This is a genomic window from Thermococcus sp., assembly GCF_015521605.1.
Classification (GTDB): Archaea; Methanobacteriota_B; Thermococci; order Thermococcales; family Thermococcaceae; genus Thermococcus.
This window is the reverse complement of record NZ_WANV01000036.1, coordinates 36,371-54,520: the sequence shown is the minus strand read 5'-3', so window position 1 is coordinate 54,520 and position 18,150 is coordinate 36,371. Positions and strand designations below refer to the sequence as shown.

Annotated in this window: 18 protein-coding genes and 1 tRNA gene; 5 read left to right on the top strand and 14 right to left on the bottom strand. The window is 56.3% G+C overall.

What is annotated here, in order from left to right; genetic code table 11:
- Positions 1–103: 103 nt before the first annotated feature.
- Complete coding sequence (gene pyrE, locus F7C11_RS08860; RefSeq protein ID WP_297092948.1) at positions 104–655, top strand: orotate phosphoribosyltransferase; 552 nt, start codon at positions 104–106, stop codon at positions 653–655.
- On the opposite strand, the gene F7C11_RS08855 is transcribed toward pyrE, so the two are convergent.
- Together F7C11_RS08855 and F7C11_RS08850 are read right to left on the bottom strand one after the other, a co-directional pair.
- Positions 611–1,441: a MinD/ParA family protein gene (locus F7C11_RS08855; RefSeq protein WP_297092829.1), complete on the bottom strand. Its 831-nt coding sequence runs from the start codon at positions 1,439–1,441 to the stop codon at positions 611–613. The genes pyrE and F7C11_RS08855 overlap by 45 nt on opposite strands.
- A gap of 47 nt (positions 1,442–1,488) precedes the next feature.
- A complete protein-coding gene (locus tag F7C11_RS08850; protein WP_297092947.1) occupies positions 1,489–1,704 on the bottom strand; it encodes an ArsR family transcriptional regulator in 216 nt (71 codons plus the stop codon).
- A gap of 108 nt (positions 1,705–1,812) precedes the next feature.
- On the opposite strand from F7C11_RS08850, the gene rlmD reads away from it, so the two are divergent.
- Together rlmD and lrpA are read left to right on the top strand one after the other, a co-directional pair.
- Entirely contained in the window at positions 1,813–3,066 is a 1,254-nt protein-coding gene (rlmD, locus tag F7C11_RS08845; protein WP_297092828.1) for a 23S rRNA (uracil(1939)-C(5))-methyltransferase RlmD, read from the top strand.
- 69 nt (positions 3,067–3,135) lie between these two features.
- Entirely contained in the window at positions 3,136–3,561 is a 426-nt protein-coding gene (gene lrpA / locus F7C11_RS08840; protein ID WP_297092827.1) for an HTH-type transcriptional regulator LrpA, read from the top strand.
- A 137-nt stretch (positions 3,562–3,698) separates the two neighbouring features.
- On the opposite strand, the gene F7C11_RS08835 is transcribed toward lrpA, so the two are convergent.
- Positions 3,699–3,776: transfer RNA gene (locus F7C11_RS08835), tRNA-Gly, on the bottom strand.
- A 44-nt stretch (positions 3,777–3,820) separates the two neighbouring features.
- Positions 3,821–4,423, bottom strand: a complete 603-nt coding sequence (locus tag F7C11_RS08830) for a class I SAM-dependent methyltransferase (RefSeq protein ID WP_297092826.1) — start codon at positions 4,421–4,423, stop codon at positions 3,821–3,823.
- Between the two features lie 99 nt (positions 4,424–4,522).
- Between F7C11_RS08830 and F7C11_RS08825 the strand changes: the two genes are divergently transcribed.
- Together F7C11_RS08825 and F7C11_RS08820 are read left to right on the top strand one after the other, a co-directional pair.
- Positions 4,523–5,158: a hypothetical protein gene (locus F7C11_RS08825; protein ID WP_297092946.1), complete on the top strand. Its 636-nt coding sequence runs from the start codon at positions 4,523–4,525 to the stop codon at positions 5,156–5,158.
- A gap of 129 nt (positions 5,159–5,287) precedes the next feature.
- A complete protein-coding gene (locus F7C11_RS08820; RefSeq protein ID WP_297092825.1) occupies positions 5,288–6,382 on the top strand; it encodes a hypothetical protein in 1,095 nt (364 codons plus the stop codon).
- Here F7C11_RS08820 and F7C11_RS08815 read toward each other — a convergent pair.
- From F7C11_RS08815 to F7C11_RS08770, 10 genes are all read right to left on the bottom strand, one after another.
- Positions 6,379–6,675 (bottom strand): DUF2103 domain-containing protein, encoded by a 297-nt coding sequence (locus tag F7C11_RS08815; protein WP_297092824.1) that lies wholly within the window; start codon positions 6,673–6,675, stop codon positions 6,379–6,381. The genes F7C11_RS08820 and F7C11_RS08815 overlap by 4 nt on opposite strands.
- A gap of 31 nt (positions 6,676–6,706) precedes the next feature.
- Positions 6,707–8,413 (bottom strand): archaeosine synthase subunit alpha, encoded by a 1,707-nt coding sequence (arcS, locus tag F7C11_RS08810; protein WP_297092823.1) that lies wholly within the window; start codon positions 8,411–8,413, stop codon positions 6,707–6,709.
- A gap of 9 nt (positions 8,414–8,422) precedes the next feature.
- Positions 8,423–9,325: a coiled-coil protein gene (locus tag F7C11_RS08805; protein WP_297092822.1), complete on the bottom strand. Its 903-nt coding sequence runs from the start codon at positions 9,323–9,325 to the stop codon at positions 8,423–8,425.
- 145 nt (positions 9,326–9,470) lie between these two features.
- Positions 9,471–10,313: an ATP-dependent Clp protease proteolytic subunit gene (locus F7C11_RS08800; RefSeq protein ID WP_297092821.1), complete on the bottom strand. Its 843-nt coding sequence runs from the start codon at positions 10,311–10,313 to the stop codon at positions 9,471–9,473.
- 47 nt (positions 10,314–10,360) lie between these two features.
- Positions 10,361–11,308, bottom strand: a complete 948-nt coding sequence (gene arcC / locus F7C11_RS08795; RefSeq protein ID WP_297092945.1) for a carbamate kinase — start codon at positions 11,306–11,308, stop codon at positions 10,361–10,363.
- Positions 11,309–11,448: 140 nt separating this feature from the next.
- Entirely contained in the window at positions 11,449–12,711 is a 1,263-nt protein-coding gene (locus F7C11_RS08790) for an NAD(P)/FAD-dependent oxidoreductase (protein ID WP_297092944.1), read from the bottom strand.
- A gap of 65 nt (positions 12,712–12,776) precedes the next feature.
- A complete protein-coding gene (gor, locus tag F7C11_RS08785; protein WP_297092820.1) occupies positions 12,777–14,735 on the bottom strand; it encodes a glyceraldehyde-3-phosphate:ferredoxin oxidoreductase in 1,959 nt (652 codons plus the stop codon).
- A gap of 126 nt (positions 14,736–14,861) precedes the next feature.
- On the bottom strand, positions 14,862–15,227 hold the full coding sequence (locus tag F7C11_RS08780) for a DUF1667 domain-containing protein (RefSeq protein ID WP_297092819.1): 366 nt from the start codon (positions 15,225–15,227) through the stop codon (positions 14,862–14,864).
- Complete coding sequence (locus F7C11_RS08775; RefSeq protein WP_297092818.1) at positions 15,220–16,470, bottom strand: NAD(P)/FAD-dependent oxidoreductase; 1,251 nt, start codon at positions 16,468–16,470, stop codon at positions 15,220–15,222. Before F7C11_RS08775 ends, F7C11_RS08780 begins: the two co-directional genes overlap by 8 nt.
- Entirely contained in the window at positions 16,460–17,959 is a 1,500-nt protein-coding gene (locus tag F7C11_RS08770) for an NAD(P)/FAD-dependent oxidoreductase (protein ID WP_297092817.1), read from the bottom strand. Before F7C11_RS08770 ends, F7C11_RS08775 begins: the two co-directional genes overlap by 11 nt.
- Between the last annotated feature and the right edge of the window lie 191 nt (positions 17,960–18,150).

Sequence of the window (18,150 nt, the reverse complement as noted above, 5' to 3'; positions counted from 1 at the left end):
CGTCCCGCCTTATTAAAGTTGGCATCAACTTTTTTAAACTCGGTGTGTATCTCACCCGTGACCTGCAGGAGAATTTACACGAAGGTGTTCAAAAATGGGGGACATGAAGGGCCAGCTCATCGATATGTTCTTCTCTGAGGGGGCCATACTCTTCGGCCGCTTCATACTCACCTCCGGGCGGGAGAGCGAGTACTACATCAACGTCAAGAAGCTCTCCACCAATCCTGAGGCGCTGAGGATAATCGCGAGGCTGATGGCCGAGAAGGCCAAGACCCTCGGCATCGAGTTCGACCGCGTCGCCGGTCCCGAGCTTGGGGCGGTTCCCATCGCGACCGCTCTGGCGCTCGAAACAGGAAAGCCCCTCGTCATAGTCCGCAAGAAGCCCAAGGGACACGGCACGGGGAGCCAGATCGAGGGGGAGGTAAAGCCCGGCGATAGGATACTCCTGGTCGAGGACGTGACGACCACGGGTGGGAGCGTTCTGAGAGCCGCCGAGGTCCTGGAGAATGTCGGGGCCGAGATAGCCGCCATAAGCGTGGTTGTTGACAGGGAAGAGGGGGCTGGCGAAAGAATAGAAAAGAAGTACAGGTTCATACCCCTTGTCACGGTCTCAGAGCTTTTTGCCCGCAGGAACTCTGCTGGAATGGAGGAATGAGATTATCGCCTCGTATAACCTGCGGAGTATGCCTTCTCTCTTCTTTCCGAATATCCACTCGTTCAGAACATCACCAGCTTCCCGGATGGCCTTCGATGCCGGAGCGTGGGGCGCATAGTCGAGAACCGGCCGTCCTATATTCGTCGCTTCCGGAACCTTGTAGTCGTAGGGGATTATCCCGACGACGGGGACGTCGACGCTGTACTCAAGGAAGTCCACAACGTCGTCGATGTTGTGGGACGATTCCCTGACCTTGTTTATTATCACCCCCACCTTAAGCCCGTAGGCCTCGCCAAGGGCCTTGAGCTTGATAACCTCGTTCTCGACCATTCTGTGAATCGAGTGTATCGGGCAGCGCTCTATCTCTAGTATTATAAGCTGATACTGGGCGAGCCGGAAGGTTGATATCGTGTCGAAGGGTATGCCGACGGGCGAGTCTATTATCGTCAGCTGATACCTCGTTGAAATCTCCCTCACGATGTCCCTGAGTCGTTTGTTGTCAAGGTCGATGACGTCGTACAGCCTTGAGCTCCCCGGAAGCACGTCAACCCCCGTGTTGACGTCGTGGTAAACGGCGTTGAGAACGCGCATGTCCGGGTTCTTCAGGAGGGTGTGAAGATTGTAGACCGGGTTGTATATTCCAAAATGAAAGGCAAGCTTGGGCAGGTACAGGTCGCCGTCTATGACGAGCGTCCTGTATCCGTTCTTGGAGAAGTACGTACCCAGGTTGGCGGTCATTGTGGTCTTTCCCGCTCCGCCCCTGCCGGTTATCACCACTGATACCACTGTCTATGCCTCCGTCAATGCATTATTTAAAAAATGGCTGGAGGGGATTAGATGAAGTCCTCTATGGTCTTTGCCCTGACCATTATTGAAGCCTTCTCCCGGCCATAGAAGACCTCCACCAGACCGTCGGATTCAAGCTGTTTAACGGTTTTGAGAACCGCGGACATTGGGGTTTCAAGCTCGGCACTCAGGGCCTGGAGCGCCACGGCCCTTTTTTTGGTGGCAAGGACCTTATAAACAACATCCTTACGCCTGCCGAACATCGGGGGCACCGGTATATAATTACCACGACCACCTAAATAAACCTTCTGTGGACAGGATTGGCACATTTACAAGAGCAGATTTATAAAGCAACCGCTGAAGAGAGAATCATGCGCGGAGTTGTTGAGAGGCTTGATAATGAGGGACTGGGAGTCGTGAGACTCGGAAAGAAGGAGGTTCATGTCCCCTTCACCGCACCCGGAGACGAGGTGGAAATACGGAGATGGCGAAAGAGGAAGAGAACCCTTGTTGCGACCGATTTTGAGGTAATAACGCCTTCTCCGATGAGGACTGAGCCAAAGTGTCCCCACTTCGGTATCTGCGGTGGCTGCCTGCTCCAACATATCCCCTACGGGGAGCAGGTCAGGTTTAAATCCGACAAGTTATCCCGGATTTTGGGTTTTGATGTCGATGTTGTTCCATCACCCGTGATATATGGTCATCGAAACCGCATTGATGTTGTCATCTCTACAAAAGGCGTTGGATTCAGACGGCGCGGTACGTGGTGGGACGCGGTTGACATCGAGTGGTGTCCCGTCTTTGGAGACTCCAGCCGAAAGGTTCTCCGCTCCCTGAGGGACTTCATCGAGGACTTTAAGCCGAGCCTGTATGAGATCCGCAGGAACGAAGGGTTTTTGAGGTACATAGTTATCCGAGAGGGCAAGTTTACGGGAGAGCTCATGGTGAACCTCGTTACCTCTGAGGGGGGCCTTCCCGGGGAGTTCCCTGGGTACTTCGACTACGCCACCTCTGTCTACTGGAGCGTTAACAGAACCAAGAGCGACGTCTCCTACGGCGACGTTGAGAGGTTCTGGGGCTCAGAGTTTATAAGGGAGAAGCTCGACGACGTTACCTACCTGATACATCCAAACAGCTTTTTCCAGACTAACAGCCATCAGGCGGTCAACCTAGTCCGGCGGGTGGCCGAGCTCGTCGAGGGTGAGAGGGTGCTCGACCTGTACTCCGGTGTCGGAACTTTTGGAATATACCTCGCCAAGCGGGGCTTTAGCGTGGAGGGAATCGAGGCCAATCCCTTCGCCGTGGAGATGGCCAATAAAAACGCCCGGCTTAACGGCGTTGAGGCCACTTTCACCGTCGGAGAGGACAGGAATGTCGAAAATCTTTCAAAATACGACACGGTAATCGTGGATCCTCCGAGGGCGGGGCTGCACCCCCGGCTAATAAGGAAAATCTTAAAAGACAAACCGCAAAGCATCGTTTACGTCTCCTGCAACCCAAAGACCCTCAGGGCGAATCTCGATGAGCTGGTAGGAGCCTACTCCCTGGACGCCGCTGTGGGGCTTGACATGTTCCCTCACACACCTCACGTGGAGACGGTTGTCAAACTTAAACTCAAGGTTTAACTTTAGAACCAATAGGTTCAAAAACTTAATATACTTAGTCTGCATAACCTTAAACAGAGGTGATGAAAAATGCTTGATGAAAGGGATAGGATCATAATCGAGATGCTCACCAAGGATGCCCGCACTCCTTTCACGGAGATAGCAAAGGTTCTGGGCATCAGCGAGACGGCCGTCAGGAAGAGGGTCAAGGCCCTTGAGGAGGCCGGGGTTATCAAGCAGTACACCGTTGTCGTTGACCCCTCAAAGCTCGGCTACAACCTCGTCAGCCTGACCGGGGTTGACACCCTCCCCGAGAAGATATTCGACGTTGCCAGCAAGCTCAGGGAGTTTGAGTTCGTCAGGAGCGTCTATCTCACCAGCGGCGACCACATGATAATGGCCGAGGTGTGGGCCAAGGACGGGGAGGATCTCTCCGACATAATCTCCAACAAGATAGGCAAAATAGAGGGTGTCACCAAAGTCTGCCCCGCCATCATCCTTGAGAAGCTGAAGTGAGCTTTTCTCTTTTTACTTCGGGAGCCTGGCAAGAACGGTAGAACGAAGTCCAGTATGCGCCATATCCTGGATTTTTATATTTGAGGATGTTCTAAAACCTTGTCAGCTATGTAGAGGTCACGTCCGCAAGAATAGTATGGTGCGGTGGCCGGGATTTGAACCCGGGTTACCGGCTTGGGAGGCCGGTGTCCTAGACCAGGCTAGACTACCACCGCTCAGCCCAGCCCGTAATATAGGGAACCTTCGAACTTTAAAAGTTTTATCCCTCCTTTCTCCCAACGATAAGCCTCACGACGCCCGCATAGAGCCTCTCCTCGTGCTCCACATCGAAGTACTTCTCCACGAGCCTGTGAGTCTCCCTCAGGGTGTTGTCCTCTATCAGCCACCCGAGGAGAAGGTCAAGGGGCTTGAGGAGGAGCCAGTTGACGAGCCTGCAGTCGCTTTTTGTGTGTTCGAGGAACACAGCCCTTCCGCCGGGCCTCAGGACGCGGTTGATTTCCTCCATGGCTCTCTCCGGGTTTGGGATTGTGCAGAAGACGAAGGCTGAAACTACAGTGTCAAAGCTCTCGTCCGGAAATTCCAGCCTCTCGGCGTCCATGACGTAGAAGCGGGCGTTCAGACCTAATTCCTCGGCTCTCTTCTTTGCCACCTCCAGCATCTCGGGGACGGCGTCAATAGCGTGCAGCTCGATGTCCAAGGGGTAATAGGGCAGCATGAAGCCGGTCCCTACACCGACTTCGAGAACTTTCCCCGAGACGAACCGGGCGGCCTTCCTCCTGAGGGGCTCGAAGAACCTCTCCAGGGGGCCGTCTATCCGCTCGTACCTCTCGCCGAGCCTCGCGTACTTCTCCTTGAAGCTCATGAAGAGGCATTCTCAACCGGGGTTAAAACCCTTGCTGGACAGAACCGGGAAGTCGGCAGGCTTTTAAGGTGCCCCTCAAAAGCTGGCGTGGTGGTGCTTATGCCGTACCTGCTGATAGAACACCTTGAAGAGCTGCGCGACTGGGTTCTCCTGGAGTACAGGCACGCGAGCGAGTGGTGGGGAGAGCGGCTGATATTCACCAACGTAGAACCCCATGAAAGGGAAGAGCTCGCGAAGCTGGGGAGTGTTTTAACCCAGAGCGTAACCGAGTTCCCCTTCGACAGGTCGAAGCTCATAATCCTCGACCCCTTCGCGGAGGAGGAGCTGAAACCGGAGGACATTGAGGAGGACAGCATAATCGTCGTCGGGGGAATCCTAGGCGACTTCGAGTTCACGGGGAAGACCAAGAAGTTCATAACCGAGAGGATCGAAGGCGCCAAAGCGAGACATATCGGGAGCGTGCAGTTCTCCATAGACGGCTCGGCGATAGTGGCGAAGCTCATCGCGGAGGGGAAGCGGCTGGAGGAGATTGAGTACGAGCTGAACCCCACGATAAAGCTCGACGAGTTCAGCGAGATAACGCTCCACTACGCGGTGCCGAAGCTGGGCGGAAAGCTTCTGCTCACGCCCGGACTGATAGAGCTCCAGAAGAGGCAGCTCGGCTACACCGATGCCGATGAGGAAATAAGCGACGAGGAGCTTGAGGCGTTCTTCGAGGGGAGGGGGAAGCTTTAACTCCCGCTAGGCTCTTTTATTAAACTCTACTTCGTGCTATTGTGGACTCTTTCGAGTAAAGTTTATTAACCATCATTGCTAATTAAAATCGATAATCTCCAACCAAAGGAGTGACTGGAGGTCGCTGCCATGAGGCGAACCATCGCCGGAATACTCCTCGGCTTGATTTTTATGGGCCTGCTGGCGCCCTTTGCTACTCCATCCCCTGACAACGGAACCGGCTTCCTTTTCGTCGACGTGCCCCAGGGAACCCAAATAACCGTCTCAGGTGTTGGTTCCTATATTGGGCCCACTGCTCTGGAACTACCCTACGGCAGGTACACCGTGAAGGTCACGGGGGACGTTGAGGTCGTTGCCGAGGTCTTTGTGAGCCCAGATAACGTTACCATACTCCGCATTGATCCCAGAACCATCAGGGAGGCCGTCACCGGCGAGGGAATAACATCTGTTAGGGCCATACTCAACGAGAGCGCCAACTACAGCAGGGAGAAGCTCAACCCGCCGTTCGACCCGTTCTTCTTCCCGGGAGGGTGCGGGGGCAACTTTCCGTACATCAACATATCCAAACCGTATCCCATGAGCCTCCTCGTTAGGGGGAAGGACGAAATCTACCTGACCCTCAATGGAACCTTTATGCACCTCGGGGACGATGAAGGAACGGCTTGTGTGTTCTATGTCGATATATTCCCCGGCGAAAGGAACACAATAGTTTTCGTCAGAAATGCCACCTACACAGTCCCCTGGGCGAGGCTGGAGGTAAGCTCTGAGCCAAAAGACCTGACGGTTTACATCAACGGCGGCTACAACAGGTATATTCTCTACACGCCGGTAGGTCTCTATGTGCCCGCAATTCCACAAGACGTCTACAATTCCACTGCCTACGGCTTCTATGGATACATGCTGATTCCGGTTATTCACAGGCTCAACACTCACACCGTTGGAGTCGCAGAGGACAACTACCTCGTGGAGAGCGTCGTTAGGGTCTCTCCAGGAGGGAACTACTCAGTTCACGTGGACATGGAGAAGGTCAAACTCGCCCTCATGGTGGAGAGGAAGCCTCGGGAGGAGGTATCCGCGGTCATGAGATACTCAACCAGTGAGAACCCAGCAGAAAAGCCGGTTGAACTGAACGTGAACTCCATAGCCTCGCAGGACTTTGCGGTAAGTGACACCGTTGCAGCGGCTTTCACAAGGCTATCCCACGGGCTCGAGTTCGCACTCTAACGTCTCCATTCCCTTGCCATTTTCTCAATTTCTTCCCAAACCCTCTCCCTGTCGCCCTTATCGACGACCAGAAAAACCTCCTGAACGCTCCCGTCGCTCTTGGCTATGAGCTTCAAACCCGTCTTCGTCTCGCGGGAGACCCTTATCTCGAAGCCCCTGGAATCGCTCGCGTATATCCTGCCGGGGATGACTTTCTTAACCCCTGGGATCTGGGCTATCTCTTCGAGCGGCCTCTCAAGTCCCTTGAGGAAGTGGTGCTCCCTCTTGACGCCTTTCTTGAAGTGCTTCGGCATGGAAGGAGAATGGAAGAGAGGTTTTTAGGCCTTACGCCCTCTTCCTCACCTTGACGGCCACGCCCTTCTTTGCCCTCACCATCTCTTCGCCGCTCAGAACGGCCTTTCCTACACCCACCACTCTACCGTCCCTGACGACGCCGACGATGTCGTCGGGCCTTATCACAGGATCTGCCTCGTCAACGCCCACAGCAAAGACGTCGCCGCGGAGCTCGAAGTCCACCTTTACCCAGTAGCCTCCGACGGCGTCGTATATCCTCTGCATGCCGAAGGGCGTGACGCTTATGACGCCGTCCTTGAACGTTCCCGTCTGCTGGTTGTCCACAAAGAGGCGGAGCATCTTCGAGCCCTTGACCTTCCCGTTCTCCGGGAGGACGGCCTCTCCGGCACCGGCGCCGAAGTAGAAGTCGAAGACTTTCCTTATGCCCTCGAAGTAGCGGTAGGTCCTGTCCTCCTTTGTCCCCTCAAGCTCGAACTCCCTCAGAGTCTCCTTGAGAGATTCGAGGCTCTCCCTGCTCGTCGTGCCGTTCTTTACCTCGGTGAAGATTACCTCCCTTCCTGTCATCTCGGAGGCGAGCTTGGCTATCTCGACGTAGGCCTCATCGAGGTGGGCTATGATGGGGACGTCCTTCGGATACTTTTCGAGGGTCTTGGCAAGTAACTTGGCGGCCGGTTTTATCTCCTCCTCGCCCCAGTGGCCGGTGACGACTATGTCGTACTTGGCCAGCCACTCCCACTCCCTTGGAACGACGCCGAAGGGAGAAGTTAATATCAGCTCGTGGACTTTGGAAACGCCGGAGCCGAGGGCCTCTTTCACAGCTTTCCTGTAGAGGGTGTGTGAGCGGGAGAAGGAGTAGGGCTTTTTGGCAGAGCAGGGGAAGAGTAAGACCAGCTCGGTGTTCTCCGGCGGGGTAAAGCGCTCGGCGACGCGCGAGTGCCAGCGCTTCACCTCTGGCCTCCTTATCGAGGCGTCGCTTATGAAGTAGACAGTATCCTTCTGTATCGGAGTGTACTTTTCAAGGTAATCCCCGTGCTCCAGGTCGGCTATACGGAGGATTCCAGCGTTGTACTGGGTCGGGAAGTAGTTCTCCACCAGGTAGCGGAGCTTCCCTCTCTCAAGGGCCTTTCTGACCTCCAGGATGGTTCGTCTGGCGAAGTTGAGGGAGTTGGGCTCATCGCTCCAGATGAAGGGGCTGTACTGGGTGAAGCCCTTCCCCTCGAAGTCGTAGAGCTTAAGCGAGCGGGTGTCGAAGGCATCGACGCCGAGGTATACCGCTAGGGGGTAGAAGAAGGGCTCAAGGTCGGCTATGATCATAACGTTGGGGAACCTCTCGCGGAGTTCGCGCAGGATTCTCACGAAGTAGCGGTACTCCTTGATTAAAATCTTCGAGTTGCCGAGATAGACGGCGTCAAAGTTGTACCGCTCGATTATCTTGAAGAACTCCTCCAGATATTCCGTCCTCCTCAAAGCGGGCAGGTAGAAGGCGTTAAATCCCCCGTAGTTTACGCTCCAGAGCCTCCCAAGGGCCTTCTCTATAACGTCATCCGGCGTGTAGAAGCCGAGAGGTATGGATGGGGCCAGATTGAAGTCGTAATTCCCGGGTTCGGAGGGATGGAAGAAGGAGTTGAAGGGGGATAGTGTGAAGTCTACCCCCACTAGGGCTGGTGTCCGGAATGTATGCTCTCCAATCCTTACGAGACCCAGCCTTCCGGGCCCCTCGTGTCTGAGCACCTCCATAGCCAGGCCTCAGACGAGGTTGTACCTCTGGAGGAGCAGCAGCTCGTCAAGGGTGAGCTTCTCGCCGCGCTTGAACTTCTCAAGGGCTTCAACCGCCTTTTCGAAGCTGGCGTCCTTCTTGGAGCGCATCCTGGCGACGAGCCTGTAGGCTATGAGCTCCTTGTGCCTCTCGTCGTACTCCCTTATCTTCTTCTCGATCTCGCGGAGCTCCCTTCTGACCTCCCTCATCTTCTCGCGCAGCTCGACGACCTTGGCGTGGTACTCGTCGGCCTCCTTCTTGACCTCGTCGGCCTGGTTGAAGGCCTTTATCATCTGCTCGTGGAACTGCTGGCTCTGGTTTGCGAGCTTCTGTATCTCCATGCTTATGGCCCTCCTGGCCTTCTTGAGCTGGTCAACCTTCTTCCGGGTCTCCTGGAGCTTGTTGTGGAACCTCTGGGCCTGCTGGATTATCTCAAGCTCGGTCGCCAGAACCTGTATCTGGTCGACTATCTGCTTCTCCCTCTCAGGGGTTATGTTCGGGTTGGTCTGGAGCTCCCACTCCAGCTTCTCTATGCGCTCCTGTATCTTCTCGGGTGGCATCTTGAGCCTGCGGAGCTGGTTGTACTCGTCCCTCTTCGTCCTGTACTCGAGTATCTCCTGGTAGAGGAGGTCGAGCTTCGCGTTTATCTCCTCGCGGTTCTTCTTGAGCTCCTGTATCTGCTGGTTGATTTCATCCCTCTTGGCTTTATACTCGCGCCCCTTCTGGCGGAGCTGTTTTACCTCGTTGTTCTTTTCGTCCCTCTTCTGAACCCAGATTTGAAGCTCCTTCTCAAGCTCCTCCAGTTTGGCCCTTATCTCATTTCTCTCCTTTTCAAGGGCCTCAATCTCCCTCTTGATCCTCTTAATTTCCTCTGGATCCACTTTCACTTGCATCTCTCTTCCCCTTCCCTCTTTTTAGAACAGCCCGTGAGCTTACTCCAAACATCTGGACTGAAAACGGTGAGAGTAAATAAAAACTTTTTGGCTGAAATTTTGTGTGCCCTTCAAAAGAAGTGGAAGTAGGGGAAAGATTGACCCTTCAGGAACTCTCTCCCTTCTGGGTGTATGGCATGAACTCCACTGTGCCCCTCTGCTTTGTTGGCTGCCTGTAGAGTTCCATAAGGGCATAGACTTCCTCCGGGACACTGGTCTCGACGTGGAGGCCGAGCTCCTTGGCGTGTTCGTAGGTTATCGGGTAGTCGTGGGTCCACCGGCCTTCGGTGAGTACCTGGGCAAGCTCTCTGGCCTTCTCCTCCCCGTATCTGTCTTTCAATATGCTGTAAACGAAGTCCCGTACCTGCTTGATGGCCTTCTCTGCCACGTCTGCCAGAATGAGTGTCTGGTCGTCCACCTTGTCAACGCCCTTCCTCTCGACGGCCCTGACGATGCTTGGTCCGGGATACTGGCCAAGCTGAGGGTCAACAGGTCCCAGAACCGCGTGAGGGTCCATTATTATCTTGTCTGCGGCGAGGGCGATGAGCGTTCCGCCGCTCATGGCGTAGTGTGGGACGATAACCCTCGTCTCTGCCGGGTGGTCGTGAAGTGCCTTCGCTATCTGTGTGGCGGCTAGGACCAATCCGCCCGGGGTGTGTATTATGAGGTCTATCGGCTTGTCCTTGGGGGCCGCGCGGATGGCCCTAAGAACCTCTTCGCTGTCCTCGATGCTTATGAACTTGTAGAACGGTATGCCGAAGAGCCCGACGCTTTCCTGCCTGTGGATCATCGTTATCACGGTTGAGCCCCGCTTTTCCGAGAGCCTCTTCAGTATCTTGGCCCTGGCCAGCTGCAGGCTCCGGTACTGCATCTGGGGCCAGAGGAGCAGGTACATGAAGAACAGCCACCACAGCAGCGAGCCGAAGAATCCGGTGGTTGCGTCAGCCATGTCATCACCAAATAAAGAAGGGAGGGGAGATATTTATAGGCTTTGGTTCAGCCCTTTATGACCTGCGTTCCTGTCTTCCCTTCGAGGGCCTCGACGGCCCTGTCGAGCGCCGCTATCACGGCCCTCTCGCCGCCCCACTCGACGAAGCGTATGGCCGCCAGGACCTTCGGCCCCATGCTGCCCTTCTTGAAGTGTCCCTCCTCGTAGTACTTCTTCAGTTCCTCCACCGTGACCTTTCCGAGCCACCTCTCGTCGGGTTTTCCGAAGTTCACCGCGGCCCCGTTCACGTCCGTGAGGATCATGAAGATGTCCGCCTTTACCTCCTCGGCGAGCCTCTCTCCAGCCAGGTCCTTGTCTATAACGGCCTCCACGCCCTTAAGCTGGCCGTCCTCCTCGATGACGGGAACCCCGCCGCCACCGCTGGCTATGACGATGAAGCCCTTTTCCACCAGGTCAACTATCACAGGCGCCTCGACGTGCCCCATCGGGTCGGGACTCGGCACAACGCGCCTCCACCCCCTGCCCGAGTCCTCGATCACGACCCAGCCCTTCTCCTTTGCGAGCTTCTTCGCCGTTTCTTCGTCGTAGAAGGGCCCAACCGGCTTGCTCGGGTGCTGGAATGCGGGGTCGTTCTTATCAACGAGGGTCTGAGTGACTATCGTCGCCACGGGCTTCTCTATTCCGCGCCTCTTCAGCTCGTTCCTTATCGCCTGCTGTATCATGTATCCTATCTGCCCCTGGGTCATCGCACCTGCAACGTCCATTGGCTGTGCGGGAATGCCGTGGGCGGCCTGACCGGCGTCCATGTGGAGGAGGAGCGCGCCGACCTGCGGCCCGTTACCGTGGGTGATTACAACCTCATAGTCACCGTCAAGGATTATATCCACTATCTGCTTGGCCGTCTTCATGACGTTGGCCATCTGCTCCTCGTAGGTTCCCTTCTGGCCTCGCTGGAGAATAGCGTTACCGCCCAAGGCTATGACAACTCTCTTCATGAGCATCACCTCCGGGATGTATAGATACGCGGGGGAGGATAAAAACGTTCGTTAGGTACCAGTCCTGTTCACTGGAAAAAGGTTCGGGGGGTGGAAAAATAAGTTGGCAAAGGTAAAGGGTAGAGAAGCGGGAGGATGCGTCAGAGGTACCACTCCGAAAAGTTCCCCAGGCCGAGCCTCTCAAGTGTCCTCATGACGCCGAGAGCTATGCCCTCAACCTCGATTCCTCCGGGCGGCTTGTAGGCGTCGCCGACGATGTAAACATCGCCTATCGGGAAGTCCTCGACGGTCTGGCCGCTGGCAACCCTGTTGACGGGATTCCCATCGAGGTAGGTCTGGACGAGCAGAATCTCCCCTTCCTCGTCGAGGTTCGGGAAGATGCGGTGGATGTCATCGAGGCCCTTTCTCTGCTCGGCCTTGACGTTCTTTGACTGGAGGGCGTGGTGGAGCATCACCAGGGTGTAGCCCTTGGGAGCGAGCTCCGGGGAAATACTGGATGGCTCGTTGTAGCCGTTTATCCTCTCGGTATCTAGGGTGAAGACGACGGTGTTGCCTATCCTCGGTTCACCTTTTAAGGCAACGTTGTATTTTATGCCCTCGCTCGGCTTCAGCGAGTCCACCCTTTTGAGGTACTCGCGGTCGAAGTTGTCCCTGCCGATCAGCTCGACGGTCTCCCTGATGCCGATGTTGGAGATGAGAACGTCGTAGTTTAGCTCGTCGCCGTCGGAGGTAAAGACCCTCTTCGCCTCGGGGTCGATCTCGACGACCCTCTTCCTCGTGAGGACTTTTCCACCGTTGGCTTTCGTGAGCCTCGCCAGCTCGCCGGTTATCGCCCTGCAGCCGCCCCTGACCAGTCCAGGCCCGCCCCATCTCAGCGCCGCCTTTATCTCCCTCGCCAGCTCTCCCGCCGGAACGTCCAAGACGCTGTCGGCCCAGCCAAGGAAGCTCTTGATGAAGAGGTCGACGAACTCGTTGTCGCCGATCCTTTCCCTTATCCACTCGCGGCCACTCATCCCGGCCTCTTCGCCGGTTGGCAGTTTGTTCCTCTTGATGTCGAGAAGAAGCTTTGTAGCCCTGGCCTTCTCGGTCAAGCTCAGATACTTCCAGCCATCGCGGTAGTGGAAGGTTTTTCCCCCGTAGAGAATCATGCCCTTTGGATTCGAGTTCACGATTTGAACGTCCGCGTTGAGGAGCTTAAGGAGGTGGGCCAGGGGGCCGTCCTCGCCGTGGGGGAGCATGTGGAAAGCGCCGGTGGAGAGGCCAAAGCCCCTGTATTCCAGGTTGGTGAAGCGGCCGCCGACATATGGGGCCTTCTCAAGAACGGTGACCTCGTAACCGTTTTTGGCCAGGAACGAGGCCGTCAGAAGGCCGCCGATTCCAGAGCCTATTACAACTGCCCTCATGTTTCCCACCCGAAAACCTGAGGAAGGAGGGGAATATAAGGGTTGTTCCTGAAAGGAAGAAAGACTCAGAGGCGCCAGTCAACACCGAGGGCCTCGCTGTACGCTTCAAGGACCCTTTCGAGGTATTCCTTGGCGGTGCCGACTTTGTCGATTCTGAACTTCTCTGCCCAGCGCTCGTTACCGAACTCCTCGCTGCCGGCAGCAACGAGGTCAATGACCCTCATACTGTCCCAGAAGACAGGCGTGTAGCCCGCTCTCCTGGCGTATTCGATGAGCCTCTTGATCTGCTTCCTGGCGTGCTCCTCCATGTCCACGTTGGCTCCGTATGCGTCCATGAACAGTGCTTTAAGGACCGGCTTCATCCATCCCCTGTGGAAGCGGCACCAGCCGACGTTGTCGTACCAGAACTCCCAGAGAGCCGAGGCGATTATCTTCTGGGCGAGCTCCTCCGGCTCAAGGAAGACGCCAAACTGGTAGAACGTCCAGTAGCGGCCCTGGATTGGGAGCGGTATGTAGTTGCCTATAGCCCAGTACATCGTCGGCGTCATCTCCCCGTTCTCGCCGAGCGGAACAAAGACGCCGTAGTCCTTGAAGCTCTCGCCGTACTTCAGCCTGTCCTTGAACATCTCGTCAAAGATCACGCTCGCCTTCCTCTTGCCGAGGCCGATCACCTTGGCTACCTCGTTTTCGGCGAAGGCCACACGGTGGGCCAGCTCCGCCACGAGTTTGGCGTTGACCTCGCTCGCCTCGACGGGTCTCTCAAGGAGCGCCTCCTTCGTGAACTCCGGCTTTCCGCTTATGCCAACCTCCTCGGGCCTCAGCAGACCGCGGTGGACGAGCTCAAGAACCCACGCCGCAGTTCCTCCAAACTCTATCGCGTCGAAGCCCATTGCGTCTGCCGCGTGGACGCTTATGTCGCTGGCACGGAGGCTTATGCTTCCGCTCAGCGGCCCGTTGGCCTCGTAGGGCTCATACTCGACGTGGTGTCCCCTGCGGTGCTTCTTGCACACGACCGGACACGGCTCGCCGCAGGTCGTCCAGTTCTTGGGCTTTATGGCCTCCTCGTTGAAGGGCTCCCAGTAGTGTTTCATTATGTTCTCGTGGATTTTTATGCGCTCCTCCTTCGGGATGTAGGGCATCTGCCAGTTCAGGATGGGCACGAAGTCGCCCTCCGCCGGGTAGTTGCCGCCGAAGGTCCCTCCTGTGTTGAGCTTGGGGTTGAAGCGGTATTTGGTCGTTTTCTCGGCTATTATCTCGTTGTAGGGCTTCTTGTGTACTCCCTCGACGATGTCCTTGGAGGTCTTGAAGCTGCCGATGTCCTCGCCCGGGAAGCTTCTTCTCCTCGGCTTTCCTCCGAAGATTATTCCGACAACGTTGTGTGCCCTCATGAGAACGCTTCCGGAGCCTCCCCTCGCAGCCCAGTCCTCGCTGCCCACGAGCCTCTCTCCCTTCCTGAGTGCCTGGGAGAATATGGCGCCGTAGTTGGTGTTGAGCGAAGCAGGCCCGACAACGGCTATGCGGTACTCGAAGTCGAACCTATCGCCGAAGGTATCGATGAGGTACTGTGTGAGGGCATAAACCCCTTCCTCTCCCTCGTAGCCCCTCCAGATTTCAACGACCTTCTCAAGTTCTATCGCGTGGAGCTCCACCCTCACGTTTTCCCCGTCGTTGTACAGGAGAACCACTACCGGCTTCTCGGCCTTGCCCTCAAAGGCCACAAAGTCAACCCCGACGTTTTTGAATGTGTAGGCGGCTCCACCCATGGCCGAAGGGAAGAGCGTTCCGTAGAGGGGGGAACGGAAGAAGAACATGAGCCTGTGGGCCCCGGGCAGGGTTGAGCCTGAGAAGGGCCCCATCCCCATGACGACGACGTTCTTCGGGTCGTAGGGTTCGAGGCTGTGGGTTTCGAGGTTCTCGTGAACCTCTATCCCGTAGTCTATGACCCCGTATATTCCCTCCTTCTCCAGCTCCTCGCTTTCGACCTTTCCTTCGTTCAGGTTGATCCTGAGAACCGTGAACTTCATATCCCTCACCCCGTATCACTCCCAGTGTTATTTACAATTAATGTATTTAAGAGTTTTGAGAGGTTGCGCTATGTCCTGCCGTCGGGAAAAAAATAAAACGGTGAATCTGGCTAAAGCCCTGCCGTGCTACGCTTCCCTCGTGGCCACTATGTTTGCCCCGGTTCCGAGGACGTTTTCTATTATGACCTGTCCCACACTGACCGGTGCCTCGACCTCGACATCCGCGAGCTTTCGCATGATCTCCGGTATGAGGTTCTTGGGAACTGGCCTGTCGCTCTTGACGGCAACGGTGGGAAACCTTCCCCCCTTCACCCTCACGACACTCATGACGATGCGCTTTGGCTCTCTGACTTCCTGTATCGCGTAGTCCTTCCCCCTTGGACATGTGAAGCCCTCGACTCCGGTTATCTTGTCGCCCTCCATGGTCACCTCCACTGTACAGCCCAGGGGACAGACGATGCAGGTCAGCCTGAACTTCTTGGTCTCACTCATCACGAACGACCTCCATGGTGATTCTGTCTTTGGCCCGGGCTATCTCTTCCCTCTTCAACCTCACTCTTATCATCTCGGAGGGCCTCACGAAGGGCAGCCGTATCTCTTTCCCAATCTCTGGGAAGCGGAGCTTGACGTTCTCCTCCGGCTCGGCCACCCTCGCGTATATTGTGACGTCTTTGGTATCGGCCAGATAGTGTGGCACCGCCAGCCTGATGTTTCTTCCTTTCACGAGCCTTCTCCATTTAAGCGCGGGCAGGCCATCGTTTTTGACGAACTCGTACGCTCCCACGGCGGCCTCCTCTCCCTGCTCGACGACGTAGTCAACGAGGTCATTGATGACGAGGGCGTTCCCTGCGACGAAGATTCCCGGGACGCTGGTTTCCAGGTAGCTGTTGACGACCGGCCCCTTGGTGGCAGGGTCTATCTCCACACCTGCCCTCTCTATGACCCTGAGGTACGGGACAAGGCCCGCCGCTAGAACGACGGTGTCGCAATCTATGCTCTCCTCTGTTCCGGGGATTGGCCTGAGGTTCTCGTCAACCTTCGTCACGATGACCCTCTCGACCCTTTTCTTTCCTTCAACCCTCGTTACGGCGTGACTCAGGTAGAGTGGGATCCCGAAGTCCTCAAGGCACTGGACGACGTTTCTGGTCAGTCCCCCGGGGTAGGGCATGAGCTCTATAACCGCCTTGACGTGGGCGCCCTCAAGGGTGAACCTTCTCGCCATTATGAGTCCGACGTCGCCCGAACCCACTATGACTATCTCCTTCCCGGGCATTATGCCGTAGATGTCCATCATGGTCTGGGCTTCCCCGGCGGTGTATATTCCGGCAACCCTGTGCCCGGTTATCCCTATCTCGAACATGTGCCTCTCCCTTGCGCCCGCTGCGTAGATGACGGTCTTTGCCCTGACATCGAAGAGCCCCTCCTCCGTCACCACCCGGAGGATCTTGTGCCTGTAGGAGTACGGCACTATCTCAAGGACGTGGGCGTTCGTGTAGTACTCGACCTCCAGCTCCCTGAACCGCTTGATTATGCGGTGTATGAACTCCGTTCCGGTCAGGTCTTCCTTGAAGTAGTGGAGCCCGAAGCCCGGGTGCACGCACTGCATCGGGACACCGCCGAGGAATTCCCTGTTCTCGATGAGAAGGACGCTCATCCCCAGTTCCTTTGCCTTTATCGCAGCGGCCAGACCGGCGGGCCCGCCTCCAATGACAACGACGTCGTACTCACTCCTCATCGTTCTCACCCCTGAGGAGAACCTTTATGTCGCCGATGCCGTACTCCGTTCCCTCTCCCTTCAGGGTAACCTTCCAGAGCGGGGTTCCGGTTTCTCTGGCTATGATGTTGGCTATCCTCACCCTGCAGAAGGAACCTTGGCAGGTTCCGGCCATGACGCCGCTCCTCAGCTTGACGCCGTCGAGGCTGATGGTTCTAACGCCCATCCGCTTCATGCGGTGTATTATGTCCACTATGTCGCCCTCCGTTATCGTGCGGCACATGCAGACTATCCTTCCGTAGGAGGGGTTCTTCTTTATCAGCTCCGCCTGCTTCTCCCGCGGCAGAACCTTGAACCAGAAGGCGTCCCTGTAGGGGTTCCAGTGGGACTTTTTGGCCAGCTTCACGTCCAGTTTGCCCCGAATCAGCTCCTCAACAACGTAGTGCGCTATCGCTGGAGCCGCAGTCAGTCCGGGCGACCTTATTCCAGCAACGTTTATGAAGCCCCAGGGGTCGTCGTAGGCCTCTATTATCCACCTGCCGTCCGGTGGCTCTGGTCTCAGGCCAGCAAAGGTTCTTATCACCTTGCTCCTGGGCGGTAGTCCCCTAACCAGCTTCTTCGCCATCTCCCATACGAACTCCAGCCCCTCCTTGGTGGTAGAGGTGTCGTCCTTCGCATCCTCCGGCAGGTCCTCGGCGGTGGGCCCTATCATAACCCCATCGTTCATCTCGGTGATGACGTAGACGCCCTTTGTGGTCGGGGTCGGCGTCTGGTGGACTATCCTCCTGACCTTGGGTTCGGCATCGTCGTCGAAGATGTAGTACTCGCCCCTCCTTGGGCGTATCGTGAAGTGGTCTATGCCTGCCATGGCAGAGATTCTGTCCGCGTAGAGGCCGGCGGCGTTTATGACGATGTCCGCCTCGATGAACCCCTGGTTTGTTTCAACACCCCTAACCTCCCCGTTCTCCACCTTTATTCCGCGCACTTCGGTCTCCGGGTGGAACTTAACCCCGTTGTCAACGGCGTTCTCAGTGAGAGCCACGGCTGCTATCGGCGAGGACATGACTCCCGCGGTGGGTGCCCACAGCGCTCCCGCAGCGTTTGGGTTGACGTTGGGTTCGAGCCTCAGGAGCTCCTCCCGGTCAACGAGCCTGACACCAGGAACGCCGTTCCTCTGTGCAAGCTCCAGGTAGTACTCGGCAACCTTCATATCCTCCTCTTCGAGGGCAACCATGAGCTCGCCCGGCCACTTCGCGGGGATGCCAAGCTCCTTGGTCCACTGGTACCAGAGCCTGTTCCCCTCGACGCAGAGCTTCGCCCTCAGGGGATGCTTTTCGGGGTCATCCTCGTGTCCGGGGTGGATTATTCCCGTGTTGGCCTTGCTGACGCCCATCCCGGCATCGGCGTGTTTCTCGATTAGATGAACATTGAGTCCCTCGTACTGGCTGAGAACGCGCGCTATCGACGCCCCGACGACGCCGGCACCGATTATTGCGATCCGTGTCTTCATTCCATCTCCCTCCTAATTAACCTAAGAAAGGGTTTTTCTCGTTTTAAAGCTTTCTTAAACCTCAAGTTCCTTTCAGCGGCACGCAGAGAACATATCTGGGCATAAAAAGGCAGCACATTGGTGGACATTGGAGCAATGGACTGAAGTGTCCTTTCCCTGTTTTCGGCGGCCCGGCAGAACAGCCAGCCCTT

What these genes read in the sequence shown, in the direction of transcription:
- arcS (WP_297092823.1), bottom strand. Translation starts at nt 8,413, where the DNA reads ATGGAGGTGCTCAGACACGAGGGGCCCGGAAGGCTGGGTCTCGTAAGG.
- F7C11_RS08820 (WP_297092825.1), top strand. Translation starts at nt 5,288, where the DNA reads ATGAGGCGAACCATCGCCGGAATACTCCTCGGCTTGATTTTTATGGGC.
- F7C11_RS08800 (WP_297092821.1), bottom strand. Translation starts at nt 10,313, where the DNA reads ATGGCTGACGCAACCACCGGATTCTTCGGCTCGCTGCTGTGGTGGCTG.
- lrpA (WP_297092827.1), top strand. Translation starts at nt 3,136, where the DNA reads ATGCTTGATGAAAGGGATAGGATCATAATCGAGATGCTCACCAAGGAT.
- F7C11_RS08825 (WP_297092946.1), top strand. Translation starts at nt 4,523, where the DNA reads ATGCCGTACCTGCTGATAGAACACCTTGAAGAGCTGCGCGACTGGGTT.
- F7C11_RS08850 (WP_297092947.1), bottom strand. Translation starts at nt 1,704, where the DNA reads ATGTTCGGCAGGCGTAAGGATGTTGTTTATAAGGTCCTTGCCACCAAA.
- F7C11_RS08815 (WP_297092824.1), bottom strand. Translation starts at nt 6,675, where the DNA reads ATGCCGAAGCACTTCAAGAAAGGCGTCAAGAGGGAGCACCACTTCCTC.
- F7C11_RS08770 (WP_297092817.1), bottom strand. Translation starts at nt 17,959, where the DNA reads ATGAAGACACGGATCGCAATAATCGGTGCCGGCGTCGTCGGGGCGTCG.
- F7C11_RS08790 (WP_297092944.1), bottom strand. Translation starts at nt 12,711, where the DNA reads ATGAGGGCAGTTGTAATAGGCTCTGGAATCGGCGGCCTTCTGACGGCC.
- F7C11_RS08780 (WP_297092819.1), bottom strand. Translation starts at nt 15,227, where the DNA reads ATGAGTGAGACCAAGAAGTTCAGGCTGACCTGCATCGTCTGTCCCCTG.
- F7C11_RS08830 (WP_297092826.1), bottom strand. Translation starts at nt 4,423, where the DNA reads ATGAGCTTCAAGGAGAAGTACGCGAGGCTCGGCGAGAGGTACGAGCGG.
- F7C11_RS08775 (WP_297092818.1), bottom strand. Translation starts at nt 16,470, where the DNA reads ATGAGGAGTGAGTACGACGTCGTTGTCATTGGAGGCGGGCCCGCCGGT.
- rlmD (WP_297092828.1), top strand. Translation starts at nt 1,813, where the DNA reads ATGCGCGGAGTTGTTGAGAGGCTTGATAATGAGGGACTGGGAGTCGTG.
- arcC (WP_297092945.1), bottom strand. Translation starts at nt 11,308, where the DNA reads ATGAAGAGAGTTGTCATAGCCTTGGGCGGTAACGCTATTCTCCAGCGA.
- pyrE (WP_297092948.1), top strand. Translation starts at nt 104, where the DNA reads ATGAAGGGCCAGCTCATCGATATGTTCTTCTCTGAGGGGGCCATACTC.
- F7C11_RS08805 (WP_297092822.1), bottom strand. Translation starts at nt 9,325, where the DNA reads ATGCAAGTGAAAGTGGATCCAGAGGAAATTAAGAGGATCAAGAGGGAG.
- gor (WP_297092820.1), bottom strand. Translation starts at nt 14,735, where the DNA reads ATGAAGTTCACGGTTCTCAGGATCAACCTGAACGAAGGAAAGGTCGAA.